Origin of the sequence: Arenibacter nanhaiticus (assembly GCF_900141935.1) — a bacterium.
Classification (GTDB): domain Bacteria; phylum Bacteroidota; class Bacteroidia; order Flavobacteriales; family Flavobacteriaceae; genus Arenibacter; species Arenibacter nanhaiticus.
Map to the genome: position 1 here is coordinate 1 of NZ_FQYX01000016.1, position 16,662 is coordinate 16,662.

Annotated in this window: 15 protein-coding genes; 14 read left to right on the plus strand and 1 reads right to left on the minus strand. The window is 40.4% G+C overall.

What is annotated here, in order from left to right; all coding sequences use genetic code 11:
- Nucleotides 1-803 precede the first annotated feature (803 nt).
- The 6 genes from BUA16_RS10645 to BUA16_RS10670 all read left to right on the plus strand — a co-directional run bounded on the left by BUA16_RS10645 (nt 804) and on the right by BUA16_RS10670 (nt 5,303).
- Nucleotides 804-1,295, plus strand: coding sequence for a rhodanese-like domain-containing protein (locus BUA16_RS10645; protein ID WP_072764736.1), 492 nt, complete (start codon nt 804-806; stop codon nt 1,293-1,295).
- Nucleotides 1,296-1,315: 20 nt separating this feature from the next.
- The gene (locus BUA16_RS10650) at nt 1,316-1,927 is read left to right on the plus strand and encodes a TIGR04282 family arsenosugar biosynthesis glycosyltransferase (protein WP_072764737.1); all 612 of its coding nucleotides are present in this window, start codon (nt 1,316-1,318) and stop codon (nt 1,925-1,927) included.
- Between the two features lie 6 nt (nt 1,928-1,933).
- Nucleotides 1,934-2,749 (plus strand): purine-nucleoside phosphorylase, encoded by an 816-nt coding sequence (locus BUA16_RS10655; RefSeq protein WP_072764738.1) that lies wholly within the window; start codon nt 1,934-1,936, stop codon nt 2,747-2,749.
- A gap of 73 nt (nt 2,750-2,822) precedes the next feature.
- Nucleotides 2,823-3,788 carry an arsenosugar biosynthesis arsenite methyltransferase ArsM gene (arsM, locus tag BUA16_RS10660; protein WP_072764739.1) on the plus strand — a complete coding sequence of 322 codons (966 nt, stop codon included), beginning with the start codon at nt 2,823-2,825 and terminating at the stop codon, nt 3,786-3,788.
- Between the two features lie 68 nt (nt 3,789-3,856).
- Nucleotides 3,857-4,609 carry a DUF547 domain-containing protein gene (locus BUA16_RS10665; protein ID WP_072764740.1) on the plus strand — a complete coding sequence of 251 codons (753 nt, stop codon included), beginning with the start codon at nt 3,857-3,859 and terminating at the stop codon, nt 4,607-4,609.
- Entirely contained in the window at nt 4,596-5,303 is a 708-nt protein-coding gene (locus BUA16_RS10670) for a TIGR04283 family arsenosugar biosynthesis glycosyltransferase (protein WP_072764741.1), read from the plus strand. The genes BUA16_RS10665 and BUA16_RS10670 overlap by 14 nt, the downstream gene beginning before the upstream one ends.
- A gap of 137 nt (nt 5,304-5,440) precedes the next feature.
- Here BUA16_RS10670 and BUA16_RS10675 read toward each other — a convergent pair whose 3' ends face one another.
- Nucleotides 5,441-6,445, minus strand: coding sequence for a glycoside hydrolase family 113 (locus tag BUA16_RS10675; protein ID WP_072764742.1), 1,005 nt, complete (start codon nt 6,443-6,445; stop codon nt 5,441-5,443).
- 201 nt (nt 6,446-6,646) lie between these two features.
- Here BUA16_RS10675 and BUA16_RS10680 point away from each other — a divergent pair, with 201 nt between their 5' ends.
- The 8 genes from BUA16_RS10680 (at nt 6,647) to argC (ending at nt 16,613) form a co-directional block, all read left to right on the plus strand.
- Nucleotides 6,647-7,993, plus strand: a complete 1,347-nt coding sequence (locus tag BUA16_RS10680; RefSeq protein ID WP_072764743.1) for an NAD(P)/FAD-dependent oxidoreductase — start codon at nt 6,647-6,649, stop codon at nt 7,991-7,993.
- A gap of 124 nt (nt 7,994-8,117) precedes the next feature.
- Nucleotides 8,118-9,698 carry a 4Fe-4S binding protein gene (locus BUA16_RS10685; protein WP_072764744.1) on the plus strand — a complete coding sequence of 527 codons (1,581 nt, stop codon included), beginning with the start codon at nt 8,118-8,120 and terminating at the stop codon, nt 9,696-9,698.
- A gap of 153 nt (nt 9,699-9,851) precedes the next feature.
- On the plus strand, nt 9,852-10,541 hold the full coding sequence (locus tag BUA16_RS10690) for a glycosyltransferase family 2 protein (protein WP_072764745.1): 690 nt from the start codon (nt 9,852-9,854) through the stop codon (nt 10,539-10,541).
- A 2-nt stretch (nt 10,542-10,543) separates the two neighbouring features.
- Complete coding sequence (locus BUA16_RS10695; RefSeq protein WP_072764746.1) at nt 10,544-12,028, plus strand: cellulose synthase family protein; 1,485 nt, start codon at nt 10,544-10,546, stop codon at nt 12,026-12,028.
- 140 nt (nt 12,029-12,168) lie between these two features.
- Nucleotides 12,169-13,530 carry an MptA/MptB family glycosyltransferase gene (locus BUA16_RS10700; RefSeq protein ID WP_072764747.1) on the plus strand — a complete coding sequence of 454 codons (1,362 nt, stop codon included), beginning with the start codon at nt 12,169-12,171 and terminating at the stop codon, nt 13,528-13,530.
- A gap of 221 nt (nt 13,531-13,751) precedes the next feature.
- Nucleotides 13,752-14,381, plus strand: a complete 630-nt coding sequence (locus tag BUA16_RS10705; protein WP_072764802.1) for a GNAT family N-acetyltransferase — start codon at nt 13,752-13,754, stop codon at nt 14,379-14,381.
- 74 nt (nt 14,382-14,455) lie between these two features.
- Complete coding sequence (gene argG, locus BUA16_RS10710) at nt 14,456-15,646, plus strand: argininosuccinate synthase (protein ID WP_072764748.1); 1,191 nt, start codon at nt 14,456-14,458, stop codon at nt 15,644-15,646.
- Nucleotides 15,639-16,613, plus strand: a complete 975-nt coding sequence (argC, locus tag BUA16_RS10715) for an N-acetyl-gamma-glutamyl-phosphate reductase (RefSeq protein WP_072764749.1) — start codon at nt 15,639-15,641, stop codon at nt 16,611-16,613. Before argG ends, argC begins: the two co-directional genes overlap by 8 nt.
- The last annotated feature ends 49 nt before the right edge of the window (nt 16,614-16,662 follow it).

A 16,662-nucleotide genomic window follows, 5' to 3' on the forward strand; every position in this document is an offset into this window, starting at 1 on the left:
ATGGCTTGTCTATTGTTTTTTAAAGGAATTCATGAATGCTCCGCATTTCATCAATGGAAAAAATGAACAGAATTAGTATTTAGGACAGAACTGATATATAACAGGTTAAGTCATATGATAGTAAATCCAGTGAACAATTAGCAACAAACAATTTGAATATCTGAGAATGAGTTGCTTTTAAAATTAGGTTATGTGTACGTCCCTGATATTGGTTGACCACTAAAAAATTCAAACTATCCAATTTACCTTAAAATTTAATAAACCGGAATCCCCCGTTCTGTATGCACCAATGCATTCGTGGCAGGACAAGGGAGAAACAAACAGATGTCGGTACCTTTAAGGATGTTTTACTAAACAATAAAAGAGTAAAAAAATAATTCCCCCGAATCCTTTCCGTGCATTCCACTACTAGTTTCATTAATCAATTGCTACATTATACCATTTTCAAACTCCACCATGAACTTCCCTGATTAGCGTTGAGCGTTTTTAGACATTAATTTGATAATTAAAGACAAGGAGTTTTTCTTTTCTCCTTTCTCTGTTTCTGATAATTGATTATTGCCAATTGCTAATTGAGTGCCGCGTTAGGGATCGTAGCGACATCCCCGCAGCAAAGCAAGGGATACAGCGGAGAGCCCGCCCGACGAAGGAGGGAACGCCCAAAGCATAAAACCATTTATAAGGTATATGAACATGATACTTCCTAACAACTATACCCGTAGCGCAGCAGCTTTGGAAACAAAACAATGAGCCCTACAAAAAATCTTTTCAATACCGTATATTTGTGTATAAAGTTGCCCTAAATGAGATTTTCACTTCATATCCTTGCCTGTTTTCTTTGTATTTATAGTACTTACGGACAAAGGAGTATTGAGAAAACGCTGGAAAAACTCAATACTAATAGCGTTCCTTATATACAGGCCGAAACCCTGAACACTAGCCATGATTTAGTGCTTTTAGACGCAAGAACACTAGCGGAATATCAAGTAAGCCACCTTAAAGATGCCCTTTGGGTAGGCCGGCAAAAAAATCGGTTAAAAGAAATCCTTCTTCAAATTACGGATAAAAACACCCCTATTGTGGTGTATTGCTCTATAGGCGTACGTTCCGAAAGAATAGGCGAAAAGCTTATTGCAAAAGGCTACTCGAAGGTCTACAATTTGTACGGCGGTATTTTTCTATGGAAAAATTCAGGTTTTACCGTGTATGACCCACAGGGCCAAAAAACCAATAAAGTACATGCTTATAACAAGTATTGGGGTTCCTTCTTGACCAATGCAGATAAAATATACTAAGATAAAATTGCCCCTTAACAATGACAAACAATAAAAAGCTGCTCTTGATTTTTACCCGAAATCCGGAGTTAGGAAAATGCAAAACAAGATTGGCGGCCACCATAGGCGACAAGCCGGCACTGGCTATTTATACGTTTTTACTACGCCATACTCAAAACATTACAGCTCCTTTAAAGGCTGCCAAAGCGGTATATTATTCCGAAGGCATTTGGGAAAACGATCTTTGGGACCCGGCTATTTATAAAAAGAGACTGCAGGAAGGTGAAGACTTGGGACAACGTATGAGCAATGCTTTTAAGGAAGGTTTTGCTCAGGGTTATAAAAAAATCATTATTATTGGGAGTGATATGTACGATTTAAGTACCGATAATCTGGCCCATGCCTTTGAGACCTTGGACAAGGACGATTTTGTAGTTGGCCCGGCCATAGACGGTGGGTACTACCTATTGGGAATGACCCGTTATGCGCCATCTCTTTTTGAGAACAAGGAATGGGGAACCTCATCGGTTTTAAAAGACACATTGGAGGATATTAAAGGGGAGCGCATTGCTTTATTGCCTCCCAAGAACGACATTGATTATTACGAGGACCTTAAGGGCATTGACGCTTTTGATCCTTTTTTAAAGAAATAATATTATATGCTAGAAAAACAATTAAAAGAATCTAAAGAGTACTTAATAGGCAAAGGATTTGACGCCCCCGAAATAGGCGTTGTTTTAGGTACAGGTTTGGGCAAGCTTGCCGATGAAATAGAAAATCCCATAGAGGCCCATTACAACCATATTCCATTTTTCCCATTGGCCACGGTAGAATTTCACTCCGGCAAATTGATATACGGGACCTATGAAGGCAAAAAAATAGTGGTGATGCACGGTCGTTTTCATTTTTATGAAGGCTACGATTTACAAGATGTCACCTACCCCATTAGGGTAATGCATCAATTGGGGATAAAAAAACTCTTTATTTCCAATGCTTCCGGCGCTATTAACCTCAACTTTAAAAAAGGCGAGCTCATGCTGATCGAAGACCATATTAATTTACAGGGAGGCTCTCCCTTGGCCTTTAAAAATGTCGCCAAACACGGTAGTCGCTTTACAGATATGTGCGACCCCTATGATGTATCGATGCGCAAACGCTTGATTGAAATTGCGGAAAAAGAAAACATCACCCTGCAAAAAGGCGTATACGTTTCGGTTGTTGGCCCTCAATTGGAAACCAAGGCCGAATACAGAATGTTAAAAATTATTGGTGCCGATGCCGTAGGAATGAGCACCGTACCAGAAGTTATCGTGGCAAACCACCTGCAATTGCCAGTAGTGGCCATTTCCGTACTAACGGACGAATGTGATCCCGACAATTTAAAACCTGTTAATATTTCGGAAATTATTCAGATCGCGGAAAGTACCGAGCCAAAAATGATTACCTTATTTAGGGAACTTATAAGAACCCTTTAAAATTCACCAATCCCGAAAGGGGAACAGGCTGATTTTCGCATTCCGAAATATCAATCTTAAAACAACAGACATTATGAGCTATTTAGACGCTACCAATGATTTATATAGAGAAGCTGCCCTGACCCCAGATGTTGGGCTTTGCTGTACCACCAATCCTATTTGGCAGTTTCCTGGACTATCGATTCCAAAAATAATGCAAGAGATGAACTACGGCTGCGGCAGTACGGTCTCTGCCCAGGACCTGGTTAACAACCCTAAGGTATTGTATGTAGGTGTCGGTGGAGGTATGGAACTATTACAGTTCTCCTATTTTTCTAGGCAAAAAGGAGGTGTTACCGGAGTAGATGTGGTTGACGAAATGCTAGAAGCCTCGAAAAAGAACTTTAAAATCGCCGAGCAAGAAAACGATTGGTTTAAGAGCGAGTACATAAACCTTGTGAAAGGCGACGCCCTTAATCTTCCTATTCCCGATGGCAGTATAGACGTGGCTGCACAGAATTGTCTGTTTAATATTTTTAAGGCCGAAGACCTTAAGAAAGCCGTAGCGGAAATGTACCGGGTATTAAAACCCCATGGCCGCTTGGTGATGAGCGACCCTACTTGCGAGCAGCCCATGAACGAGACCTTAAGGAACGATGATCGGCTAAGGGCTTTGTGCCTAAGCGGCAGTATTCCTATTAAGGACTATATTAAAGTGCTGACCGATGCCGGTTTTGGCACTATTGAAGTACGGGCAAGAAAATCGTACCGGGTTTTATCTCCCAACCATTATCCAACAGACGAATTAATCTTTATAGAATCTATAGAAATTGCCGCCATTAAGGATCCAATGCCAAAGGACGGGCCTTGTATTTTTACCGGAAAAACGGCCATTTATTACGGAGACGAAGAATACTTTGACGATAAAAACGGCCATGTATTAATGCAAAACCAACCTTTGGCGGTTTGCGACAAAACAGCATCGGCTCTACAAGGGTCGAATAGCCAGATCCATATTAGCGATAGCACTTGGCACTATAATGGTGGCGGATGCTGCTAAGGTAGTTTTGCGATCTAAGGATTAAAAATCCTTACATACTACTATAGGGTAAGATAATTTGAGATCCCATGCAACGAATAACAGCAGTATTAGTATTTATTTTTTTCGTTAGTGCCACCCCACATCCTATAAGTTATGGGAAGCTGCCTGATGAAAGGCTTGAACAACAAGTACCGCTCGATCATTCTGCATGGGATCTTTTGCTTAAAAAACATGTCGATGCGGCGGGCAATGTAGCCTATAAGCAATTTGCTGCCGATTCCCTTGCCCTAGCGCAATATTTGTCTTTTCTGACCAAGAACGCCCCCCTGGAAAGCTGGACAAAACAGGAAAAGCTCGCCTATTACATCAATTTGTACAATGCGGCAACGGTAAAGCTAATATTGGACCATTACCCTCTTAAAAGTATCAAGGACCTCAAAAGCCCTTGGGGCCACAAAATCGTACCCCTGGGAAAGGACACAATATCCTTGGGCCATTTGGAACACCGAATCTTGCGGAAGATGGACGATCCTAGAATACACTTTGCCATTAATTGCGCCTCTTACTCCTGCCCCAAATTACTGAACGAAGCTTTTATTTCTTCCACCATAGATACCCAATTGGACAAGGCCGCCCGGGGTTTCATCAACGACCCCTCAAGGAACCAACTTTCCGGCCCAGAGGTATCCCTGTCACAAATTTTTAAATGGTACAAAAAAGATTTCACCAAAAATGGTAGCTTAACAGCCTATATCAACCGCTACAGTACCAAGGTATTATCTTCGGATACAAAAATTAGTTATCTTAAATACAATTGGGCCTTAAATGAAAAACAATAACCAAAAAACCATCAGTATTATTATCCCTGTTTTAAACGAGGAAAAGCACCTAAGAACATTAATCGATTATTTAAAGGCCAATAGCAATAAAGCAAACATCGAAGAGATCATGGTCATCGACGGCGGAAGTGAAGACCAGAGCGCATCCATTGCCATGGAATTGGGCGTTCGTTTATTAAAGTCCGAAAAAGGCAGGGCCAAACAAATGAATCATGGTGCAAAACACGCTTTGGGAGACATCCTTTATTTTTTACATGTCGATACTTTTCCGCCAAACAACTTTGATCAGCACATTCTAAAAGAAGTAGACCAAGGCTATGAAACAGGTTGTTTTAGGATGGTTTTTGACAGCCGACATTGGTTTCTGCGTTTTTTCGCCTTCCTTTCTCGGTTGAACCTTAAAATTTGTCGCGGGGGAGATCAATCCCTTTATATCACCAAAGCGTTATTTCAAAGCGCCAAAGGATATAATGAGCAGTATATAATTTATGAAGACAGTGAATTTATTGGTCGATTATACCAAATGACGGCCTTTAAGGTAATGCCACAAAACGTCACCACCTCGGCCCGTAAATACCGCCAAATAGGGTTATTGAGATTGCAGTATCATTTTGGGGTCATCCATCTAAAAAATATGTTTGGGGCAGGTCCGGATAAATTATACGATTACTACCGACGAAAAATCGTTTCTTAGCGGATAGCTTCACACCCCAACAGCACTCCTTCCGATATCCGTTTGGGCGTTGGCTGTCTATTATCTGAGGGGCAAAATTTGTTGCTGGCCTCTTTACCAGCCGGCACTCATTTCTCCACTGCCCTTTTGGCCATACCTCATCGATAGGCTTTATAATATTCTTGTATCAGTTTTTCCGCAGGTTTGTTCTGAGGGGTAAAGCGGTTGTCCGTAGGCCCGCCTACCCTATCATGGGCGATAAACCACTTCCAAACAAATCCGCCCGCAAACCAATCTTCTTGCCAGAATTCCTGAAAAACAGCAGTGATCGCATTTACCTGGCCCTCTAGGTTTATCGCTGCTTCCTTATATTCGGTATGCCATGGTTTATCGGCAGCATAATCGGTACTCCTATATCCATATTCCGTAAAAAGCACTTGCCTATCGGTAGTTTTGGCCAGGGTTTCAATTTGTTTCTTATGGGGTTGCCATTGTTTTCGCAAGCTAATTACATCGGGTGTTTTGGCCTCAGACAAGGGAAAATAAGCATCGATCCCTATAAAATCTAGGGACTCCCAGAACGGTGTTTCGGAATATTCGTTCCAATTGGCCGCATAGGTCAATTTTCCTTTATACCTTTTTCTAATTTCTTTTATCAGGCTTTCCCAATACTGCGGCCTATTCTGCACAAATAATTGCAATTCGGTACCGATACAGAATATTTCCGTATCGGTCATTTCTGCCAACTCCGCATTCCTCAAGATGAATTTGGAATAGGATGCTTCTAAGGCCTTCCAATCGGCCTCGGTTTTCATTGTTAAGCCACCCGTGAACTGCCCCCTAGAGATCCACAGTTGTGGTTTTAACATCACCCGAACCCCATTTTTATGGAGCATGTTTATATACTGTCCTGCGCCTTTTATGGTTTCCCCATACCATTGTCTTTCGGTGTCGAAAATAATATCGGGCGACTCTTTATCCCTTATAAAACCAAAGGGCATTACCGCTGCAAAATTGGCATAAACCTTTAGTATTGGCTTAATATGCTCTGAACGCACTTCTTCACGGGCCGCTACAAAACTAAGGCCGTTTATTTTTTCCTTAGCCTTGTTGGAGCAACCCAGCAGGCATAAGCAAAGTAAAAGTATTCCCAGACTGCGCATTTTTATATTTAATTTAGTTCCTACAACAGTTCTTTAACTTTATATTCCCAAAAAGTAAAACGACAGCAGGTATATTTGACCTATACGTCGATATCTTTTTAATAGCCGACATCATAAGATTGTTTTATTGTCCCTAAATTACGGTTTAAAATTAAGTTTCTAACTTTATTAGCGACACATACACTAGAAGTTTATATACCTATGGAACATATTGTTATTATTGGTAACGGTATTGCAGGAATTACTGCGGCGCGACATATCCGAAAACGGTCCGATAAAAAAATTACGGTGATCTCTTCGGAATCCGAACATTTTTTTTCTCGTACGGCATTAATGTACGTGTATATGGGACATATGAAGTTTGATCATCTAAAGCCTTATGAAGATTGGTTTTGGAAAAAAAATAGGATCGAACTCATCAACAATCTGGTAGTTCGCGTAGAGGTTGCCAACAATACCATACACCTTCAGGATTCCCAAGAAATCCCTTATGACAAATTAATCGTCGCTACTGGCTCTAAGACCAGTAAATACGGTTGGCCAGGACAGGATTTGCCGGGCGTACAAGGCCTATATTCCAAGCAAGACCTAGAATCCATGGAAGCCATAGCCCCCAACAAGGAAATCTGCAAGAGGGCCGTTATTGTCGGAGGAGGCCTAATAGGGATTGAAATGGCCGAAATGCTGCGTTCTAGGGATATTCCGGTTACTTTTTTAGTTCGGGAAGACAGCTATTGGAGCAATGTACTGCCCCAGGGAGAATCGCAAATGATAAACGAGCATATTTTAGAACATCATATAGACTTACGGCTGAGCACCAACCTTGAGGCCATACTCCCTGATGAATTGGGCAGAGTAAAAGCTGTCGCCACAGATAAGGGGGAAACCATTGCCTGCAATTTTGTGGGCCTTGCCCCGGGGGTTACCCCTAACATAGATTTCCTAAAAGATTCTGGTATAACCCTAGGCAAAGGAGTTAAGGTCAACCAATATCTCGAGACCAATATTCCCAATATTTATGCCATAGGGGATTGTGCAGAACAGCACCGAGCCATTGGCCACCGAAGAGCTGTAGAAGCCGTTTGGTATACCGGCAGAATGATGGGCGAGGTAGTTGCACAGACCATTTGCGGTAATAAGATACCGTACAATCCGGGGCATTGGTTTAATTCTGCCAAATTTCTCGACATAGAATACCAAACCTATGGTTGGGTACATGGCAATAAAGGGAAGCCAGCAGAGGAGGCTCATTTTCATTGGAGGCATGAGAAGGAAAAGATTTGTATCACCATAGCCTTCCATAAGGACAGCAAACAATTTTTAGGGATCAATACCTTTGGCATCCGAATGAGACACGATGTTATAGATCGTTGGCTGACCGAGAAACGAGCTATTGACCACATCCTTACCCACCTAAAAGACGCCAACTTTGACCCAGAATTTTATAAGTCATACGAAAAGGCCATCATTGCCTCCTACAATAAGGAGTTTAACACCTCGATTCGTCCAAAAAAGAAAAGCTGGAAACGCATTTTTAGCAACGCATAAAAGACTATCATGAAATGAGCATGAGCGAAAACTTACCGCAAAGACACATTCAACTATGCGAATTACATCCTTGTACTGAGCGCAGCCGAAGTATGTTCGTTAAAAAAACAACACATATCTAAAAATGAAAACGATACAAAACATAGGTCTCTTCATATTTTTACTTGGCCTTACCATATTCTCCCTCTTGCCTTTTGTTGGTTCCTTTGAACTTTCCAAAACCACTTTGGATACCATCGTCCAAGAAAAAAACATAAAAAGCGAGGAATTTTTAGAAAACCTTCACACTGGGGTGGTCGGAAAGGAATTTTCTGGTTTGCTCTCCTTATCGCCCAAAATCGCCACAAACTTAGCGCAGGCAAATGCTCATCACCGCAAAAACAAGGAGTACAATAAAGTAATTTATACCAGTGCACACGACATGACGGCGCTTATCGCCAAAAAATCTGCCAAAGGTTTTATCGTCGAAAACAAGGGGCTCTTGTGGTGGCTTACCTTTGGTTTAGGCATTATCGGGGCCTTATTATTTATACTGCCAAATGTGATCCTACTGGGGAAAAAAGGCATCAAAAACAATGGTATCTATCTCCAAAACGCCACCAATAGAGGCTGGATTGCCTGGATGGTATTTGTTTTCTTGGTTACCTTTTATCTAGTGTTGTACTTCCGTCCAGAATTTGCCGTAAATTGGACCTTCTTGGTCGACCCAATCAGCAATTCCTTAAGCGGCAATGAAGCTGGCCATTGGTTTGTTTATGGTTTTATGTATTGTACGGTGATGACGGTCATGGCCGTCCGAATGTATATTAAGTACCGACATAATGCGTACCAGATGTTACGGACCACATCCGTACTGTTTTTTCAAATTGTATTTGCCTTCCTTATCCCCGAAATAATGGTACGGCTACAAATGCCCTACTATGATTTTAAAAACATCTTTCCCTTAGATTATGATTTCTTTTTTCAATGGAATTTAAAATCGTTGATCAGCAGCGGTGGCATAGGATTGTTTATTTTGGGTTGGGGTATAGCCCTAACCTTGATCGTTGTCCCTGTTATGGTCTATTTTTTTGGCAAGCGCTGGTATTGTTCTTGGGTCTGTGGTTGTGGCGGACTGGCCGAAACATTGGGAGACCCTTACCGTCAACATTCCAGTAAATCCTTATTTTCATGGCGAGTAGAGCGCTGGTTGGTACATTTAGTTTTGGTTTTTGTGGTAGGAATGACCTTAATGACCCTATACAGTTTCTTTACTGGCAGCGGCACTGTTTTGGGTATAAGGACCCAAAGTGTACAGAATGTGTACGGTCTGGCTATTGGCGCTATTTTTGCCGGGGTCATCGGCACGGGATTTTATCCCATTTTTGGAAACCGCGTATGGTGCCGATTTGGATGTCCTCTGGCAGCCTATTTAGGATTTGTACAACGTTTTAAATCGCGTTTTAGAATTACCACCAATGGAGGACAGTGTATCTCCTGTGGCAATTGCTCTACTTATTGCGAGCAGGGAATAGACGTTCGTGCCTATGCACAAAAAGGAGAAAACATCATAAGATCGAGCTGTGTGGGCTGTGGTATTTGTGCTGCTGTTTGTCCCCGTGGTGTCCTAAAATTGGAAAACGGCCCTGAAAAAGGAAGAATAAATCCGACCGAAATACTCTTGGGGAATGACGTAGACTTAATGGATCTTTTAAACAAAAAATAGGCGGTTAAGGCGCTATAAATTTATATATATCAGGCAAGGATTTAGCCTTGTTAAAAAAGATAGGATTTTCTGTAGAACTTTTATCAAAAAAGTATCTATCGAACAAACAATTTATACCTTTGCCGCATGAAAAACAACAATCCCCTAACTTAAATGACGGATATTAGAGTCATAATTCCGGCATATAATGAATCAGATTCCATTGCCAAGGTAATTAAGGATATTCCCGATTTTGTTACCGAAATAATTGTAGTCAACAATAATTCTACCGATAACACCGCAATCAATGCCAAAGGAGCAGGCGCGACGGTACTTACAGAACAAAAAAGAGGGTATGGCCATGCCTGTTTATGCGGCATGAACTACATATCGGAACAGTCCAGTTCTCCCGATATTATTGTATTTATGGACGGAGATTATTCTGATTACCCAGAAGAACTTTCCAAGCTTATAGCCCCAATTCTAAAAAACGACATCGATTTTGTCATCGGCGCAAGAACCAAAGAATTACGGGAAGCAGGCTCCATGACCCCACAGCAGGTATTTGGCAACGCCTTAGCTACCACCCTAATGAAATGGATGTTCAACGCCACCTACACCGACCTAGGGCCTTTTAGGGCCATTAAATACCAAAAACTCTTGGCTTTAAACATGGAAGACAAGACCTATGGGTGGACGGTAGAAATGCAGTTAAAAGCGTTGAGGAATAAATTTACATACACCGAAGTACCAGTACGTTACAAAAAAAGAATTGGCGTTTCAAAAGTATCAGGAACCATAAAAGGAACTATATTTGCAGGCGCAAAAATCCTAAGTTGGATATTTAAATACAGCATAAAATAAAAATGGCACTAACAATTACTTATATCATTATTACTATTTATAGCATTTCTTTAATGCTGATCTTTTTTTACAGCCTAGCTCAGTTAAACCTTTTGGTTAACTATTTGGGCAACAAAAGAAAAAATCTAGAGGCTCCCAAATACAATCTTCTAGACCCTAAAGAGATTCCTTATGTCACCATTCAACTTCCTATATTCAACGAAGAGTATGTTGTTGAACGCTTATTGGAAAATATTGCAAAAATAGAATACCCTTCCAATAAATTGGAAATCCAGGTATTGGACGATTCTACGGACGATTCGGTTTTAGATACCGCCAAACGTATTGAAGCCTTACAAGCTACCGGATTGGATATTACCCACATAAGAAGGACCAATAGACAAGGATACAAGGCCGGAGCCTTAAAAGAAGGCTTAAAAATTGCAAAGGGCGATTTCATAGCGATTTTTGATGCCGATTTTTTACCCGATGGAGATTGGCTAAAGAAAACCGTTGTTTATTTTAAAGATCAAGAGATAGGAGTGGTACAGACCCGTTGGGGGCATATCAACAGGGACTACTCTACCCTGACCCGTATCCAAGCTTTTGCCTTGGACGCACATTTTACCTTGGAACAGGTAGGAAGAAATGCAAAAGGTCATTTTATAAACTTTAATGGTACCGCAGGTATCTGGAGAAAGGAATGTATTTTGGATGCCGGAAACTGGGAGGGCGATACCCTTACGGAGGATTTAGACCTTAGTTACCGAGCACAATTAAAGAATTGGAAATTTAAATATTTAGAAGACGTAGAAACTCCAGCTGAACTTCCTGTTGTGATCAGTGCTGCGCGTTCTCAACAGTTCCGATGGAATAAAGGTGGGGCCGAGAACTTCAGAAAAACAGTGTGGAAGGTTATTACCTCTAAGAACATCTCCTTTAAGACCAAGTTCCACGGGGTAATGCACTTGCTTAACAGCTCTATGTTCCTTTGTGTTTTTATAGTAGCGGTCTTAAGCATTCCGATGCTTTATATTAAGAATATTTTTGGTCACTTGGCATGGATTTTTGAAGCCACCAGTTTCTTTATCGTAAGTACCGTGATCCTATTTGTATGTTATTGGTTTACTTATAAGAGCATACAGGGAAGTAGCTTTGAGAAATTCATAGATTACATAAAGCTGTTCTTTACCTTTTTCTCCGTAGCCCTCGGATTTTCATTGCACAACTCCATGGCCGTTATCGAAGGCCACATGGGCAAACGCAGTGAGTTTGTAAGAACCCCTAAATTCAACATCAATAATTTAACCGATACTTGGAAGGGCAACAAATACTTGGCAAAAAAACTTTCGCCAAACATGATTTTAGAGGCCGCATTAATGATTTATTTCCTATTTGGAATGTATAGTGCCATCCCCTTGAACGACTTTGGACTTTTTCCGTTCCACTTTATGTTATTCCTAGGATTTGGTTTTGTATTTTTCAAATCGCTTACTTCAAAAGCCTAAACTTGGCATTGTAAGTACAAGAAAACAATGACTCTCCCGCTCCGTTATAAGCAAGGGCAGGAGAAGTGGGATTCCTAATAAAAAAAGATTTAAATTTGACCGAGCTGCACACAAGACTCGGTTGATTTTAAATCTTTTTTATGTTTCATAAAATCATCACTTATTGGAACCTTCATAAATTTCCAATCCTATTGGCCCTTGTTAGTGTCCTTTTCTACACTAGTTTTGCCTACGATTTGGAGCGGAAGGATTTTACTAGGCTGATTACCCTATTCGCAGGATTATTTTTTTTCTGCTACAAACTCATACAGTTCGAAAAGTGGAACTTTAGGTTCCTAGTGATTACCGGGATTATTTTTAGGCTTATTTTTCTCGGGGCCACACCCAATCTGTCACAGGACTTCTTTAGGTTTATCTGGGACGGCAACCTTATTGTCCAAGGACTAAACCCATATTTACATCTGCCCATAAATCTTATCGCTCAAGAAGACTTTAGCTTAAACAATGCCCAACAATTAGTAGTAGGCATGGGCGAACTCAGTGCTTCCAATTATAGCAACTACCCTCCGTTAAACCAGTTAATTTTTGCCATTTCTTCCTTATTATCAGGAAAAAGCGTTGCCGGCTCCCTACTAATCATGCGGGTTTTTATAATTCTTGCAGAAATAGGGATTCTTTATTTTGGCCGATTATTGCTCCTTAAACTGAACAAACCCGTCCATCTTATTTTCTGGTATTTCTTAAATCCCTTGATTATCATAGAATTAACCGGAAACCTTCATTTTGAAGGAGTAATGTTGTTCTTTTTTATATGGTCCATCTATCTTTTGCACACCAAAAAATGGAAGATAGCTGCTCCGGTTTACGCCATGTCCATCGCGGTAAAATTGGTGCCTTTAATATTCCTGCCCCTTTTTATAAAACACTTGGGACTAAAGAAAAGCCTGATTTTTTACAGCCTTGTAGCCGGAGTATCCGTTTTGTTTTTCTTTCCTTTCTTCAGTGTACAATTTTTAGAGAACTACTCTCAGACTATAGGACTATGGTTTTCAAATTTTGAGTTTAATGCCGGGCTGTACAATCTTGTGAAACACATAGCCGTTTCTTTTGGCGCCAAGCCTTGGGAACTTATCAAGGTATATGGAAAAATAACGCCCCCTATCGTTATCATCACGGTAGGCCTATTCACCTTTTTGGCCGATAATAAAAAGACCCCCACCCTCCTCACCTCCATGGTATGGATCTTAAGTGTTTATTACCTATTAGCCACAACCGTACACCCATGGTATATTGTGTTCTTAGCACTAACTTGCTTATTTACAGATATTAAACACCCCGTTATCTGGTCATTTTTTGTGTTTTTAAGCTATTGGACCTACTCGAATCCCGATTATAAGGAGCATAAGATAATCTTAATCGTTGAGTATATAGCAATTTATGGTTTTATGATTTATGAAATTATTAAAGCATATAACAAAAAGGCAATATTTCGTAAAATTTAATTCATTCTTCTTCTTGGTGCAATATTATTTGTACTTTTGGTTTAACAATGAATAACAACAAGCACATATTTAATTTTAAGGGGGTTACTAACCTTACTTATTCATTTACGCCTACACGTCGCCGCCCGTAAGGGTGCAATTCTTTCATGGAAATAGGTGTGTCCATTTCCCCTCTCGAAAAACCAACAAATAATTTTAATTTTAATTTAAAGCAACATTCAATGAAGATTGTAATTGCTAACGAGTCGCATTTTAAATATGCCGAAGTCATTTGTGATACCATTGCAGAATCTGCAAGAGTAAGGGGTACTGGTATTGCTAAAAGGACTCCCGAATATGTACAAAAAAGGTTGCAAAACGGCAATGCTGTTATTGCCCTTGATGGCGATAAATTTGCCGGTTTCTGCTATATAGAAGTTTGGGGACACGAAAAATTTGTTGCTAATTCCGGACTTATTGTTCATCCAGACTACAGAAATCAAGGTCTGGCGAAAATGATTAAAAAGGAAATTTTTGAACTCTCGAGAAAAAAATTCCCCAATGCCAAAATTTTTGGAATTACCACTGGTTTAGCGGTAATGAAAATGAATTATGAATTGGGTTATAAACCGGTAACATTTTCAGAGCTTACCAATGACCCCGAGTTTTGGAAAGGCTGTCAAACTTGTAAAAACTTTGATATCCTTACCAGAACCGAACAAAAAATGTGCCTGTGTACCGGCATGCTTTACGATCCGAGTTTGAACACAAAGGAGAAAGAAAAGGAAAAAGAAAAGGTAAATTCCAAAACCTTTACAAGATTGAAAAGTATTAAGGAATCTCTTTTCTTGAAAAAAAAAACAACCTCTTGAAAAAATCCTCCTAATAAAGGAGCGACCTATCTTATTGAACCATATTATAAAAGAATAAAAAAGCTACAAGAAAAATGAAGAAATTAGTTTTAGCCTATAGCGGTGGATTAGATACATCTTACTGTGCCAAATATTTATCTAAAGACAAAGGATTTGAAGTACATGCCGTAAGTGTAAATACCGGTGGTTTTTCTAAAGAAGAAATAGACACTATCCATCAAAAGGCTTTAGAATTGGGGGCCACTTCATATACTTCTATCGATGCCGTACAGACCTTTTATGACAAGGTAGTAAAGTACCTTATTTTCGGGAATGTTTTAAAAAATAACACCTACCCTTTATCGGTGAGTGCAGAGCGAATTGTGCAGGCCATTGAGATTGTCAATTACGCGAAAAAAGTTGGCGCAAAATATATCGCCCACGGAAGTACCGGAGCAGGAAACGACCAAGTGAGGTTCGATATGATTTTTCAGATCATTGCCCCGGAAATAGAAATTATCACTCCTATCCGTGACAATCAATTGTCAAGAGAAGTTGAAATCGCCTATTTGAAAGAAAATGGCGTAGATTATCCTTGGGAAAAAGCTAAATACTCTATCAACAGAGGGCTTTGGGGAACATCGGTCGGAGGTGATGAAACCCTTACTTCTCACAAATCTTTACCAGATAATGCTTACCCAAGCCAATTACAGGAAACGGAAGCCCAACAATTGAAACTTACTTTTAACAAAGGAGAATTAATTGCCATAGATGGGGAGAACGATATCCCTGTCAACAACATTATTAAATTAGAGGCCATAGCTTCTAAATATGCCATAGGAAGAGATATCCATGTAGGGGACACTATTATCGGTATTAAGGGAAGAGTCGGTTTTGAGGCTCCTGCATCCTTGATTATCATTAAAGCACACCACCTCTTAGAAAAACACACCTTGACCAAATGGCAACAGTTCCAAAAGGAACAACAAGGAAATTTCTACGGTATGCTTTTGCACGAAGGAAATTACCTGGACGAAGTAATGAGAAATATTGAGGCGTTCTTAACCGATACCCAAAAAAATGTTTCCGGTGATGTATATGTTACACTGCACCCATATAGATTTGAATTAAACGGTATAGATTCATCCCACGATTTGATGAATGCCTCCTTTGGTAGTTATGGTGAAATGAACAAGGGCTGGACGGCAGATGATGCCAAAGGCTTTATAAAAATACTTTCTAACTCTGGAAAAATTTATAACCACGTAAACCAAAATCATGATTAAAGCAGGTATCATTGGCGGATCGGGCTATACTGGTGGGGAGCTTATTAGAATCCTTTTAAACCACCCAGAAGTTACGATAGACTTTGTATATAGTACGACTAGAGCAGGGAAGCAAGTATCTGGGGCACACCCCGACTTATTGGGAGTTACCGATCTTGTGTTCACCGGCGAAGTTAACAAGGATGTAGATGTAGTTTTCCTATGCCTTGGGCATGGGAATTCTACCAAATTTATCACTGAAAACGAATTTTCCGAAACCACTAGAATTATTGATTTAAGCAATGATTTTAGGTTAGCCGCAGATGCTGTCATAAACGACAAGACCTTTGTATACGGTTTGCCGGAACTTCGTAAAGAAGCTATTAAAAAGGCTAAGTATATTGCTAATCCTGGCTGTTTTGCCACGGCCATTCAATTGGCGTTATTGCCTTTGGCCAAGGCCAATCTGCTAAACCAAGCGGTACATGTAAATGCCGTTACCGGAAGTACTGGCGCCGGAGTAAGCCTATCGCCTACCTCGCACTTCAGCTGGCGAAACAACAACGTTTCTTGGTACAAACCCTTTACCCACCAGCATTTGGGAGAAATAAACGAGAGCTTACAAAGCTTACAGCCCCATACGGGCGAATTGTTTTTTCTGCCGAACAGGGGTGATTTTACCAGAGGGATCTTAGCCACTGCCTACACCCATTTTGAAGGCAGCTTGGAAGAAGCTTATGAATTGTACAACGATTTTTACAAGGATGCCGCCTTTACCCAAGTGACCGAAAACGAGATCAATCTAAAACAAGTAGTCAATACCAACCAATGCCATGTGCATCTGCACAAGCATAACGATACCTTGTTGATTACCTCGGCCATCGATAATTTATTAAAAGGAGCATCGGGACAGGCGGTACATAATATGAACCTGATCTTCGGATTTAAAGAAACGGAAGGCTTACAGTTGAAGGCCGGTGTTTTTTAAAATACCCACAAACCGACCATTGAAAACCAATCATCAAAACGACTAAGAG

Bases quoted from the DNA above. Each gene is read 5' to 3' on its own strand.
- BUA16_RS10645 (WP_072764736.1), top strand. From the start codon at position 804: ATGAGATTTTCACTTCATATCCTTGCCTGTTTTCTTTGTATTTATAGT.
- BUA16_RS10650 (WP_072764737.1), top strand. From the start codon at position 1,316: ATGACAAACAATAAAAAGCTGCTCTTGATTTTTACCCGAAATCCGGAG.
- BUA16_RS10655 (WP_072764738.1), top strand. From the start codon at position 1,934: ATGCTAGAAAAACAATTAAAAGAATCTAAAGAGTACTTAATAGGCAAA.
- arsM (WP_072764739.1), top strand. From the start codon at position 2,823: ATGAGCTATTTAGACGCTACCAATGATTTATATAGAGAAGCTGCCCTG.
- BUA16_RS10665 (WP_072764740.1), top strand. From the start codon at position 3,857: ATGCAACGAATAACAGCAGTATTAGTATTTATTTTTTTCGTTAGTGCC.
- BUA16_RS10670 (WP_072764741.1), top strand. From the start codon at position 4,596: ATGAAAAACAATAACCAAAAAACCATCAGTATTATTATCCCTGTTTTA.
- BUA16_RS10675 (WP_072764742.1), bottom strand. From the start codon at position 6,445: ATGCGCAGTCTGGGAATACTTTTACTTTGCTTATGCCTGCTGGGTTGC.
- BUA16_RS10680 (WP_072764743.1), top strand. From the start codon at position 6,647: ATGGAACATATTGTTATTATTGGTAACGGTATTGCAGGAATTACTGCG.
- BUA16_RS10685 (WP_072764744.1), top strand. From the start codon at position 8,118: ATGAAAACGATACAAAACATAGGTCTCTTCATATTTTTACTTGGCCTT.
- BUA16_RS10690 (WP_072764745.1), top strand. From the start codon at position 9,852: ATGACGGATATTAGAGTCATAATTCCGGCATATAATGAATCAGATTCC.
- BUA16_RS10695 (WP_072764746.1), top strand. From the start codon at position 10,544: ATGGCACTAACAATTACTTATATCATTATTACTATTTATAGCATTTCT.
- BUA16_RS10700 (WP_072764747.1), top strand. From the start codon at position 12,169: ATGTTTCATAAAATCATCACTTATTGGAACCTTCATAAATTTCCAATC.
- BUA16_RS10705 (WP_072764802.1), top strand. From the start codon at position 13,752: ATGAAGATTGTAATTGCTAACGAGTCGCATTTTAAATATGCCGAAGTC.
- argG (WP_072764748.1), top strand. From the start codon at position 14,456: ATGAAGAAATTAGTTTTAGCCTATAGCGGTGGATTAGATACATCTTAC.
- argC (WP_072764749.1), top strand. From the start codon at position 15,639: ATGATTAAAGCAGGTATCATTGGCGGATCGGGCTATACTGGTGGGGAG.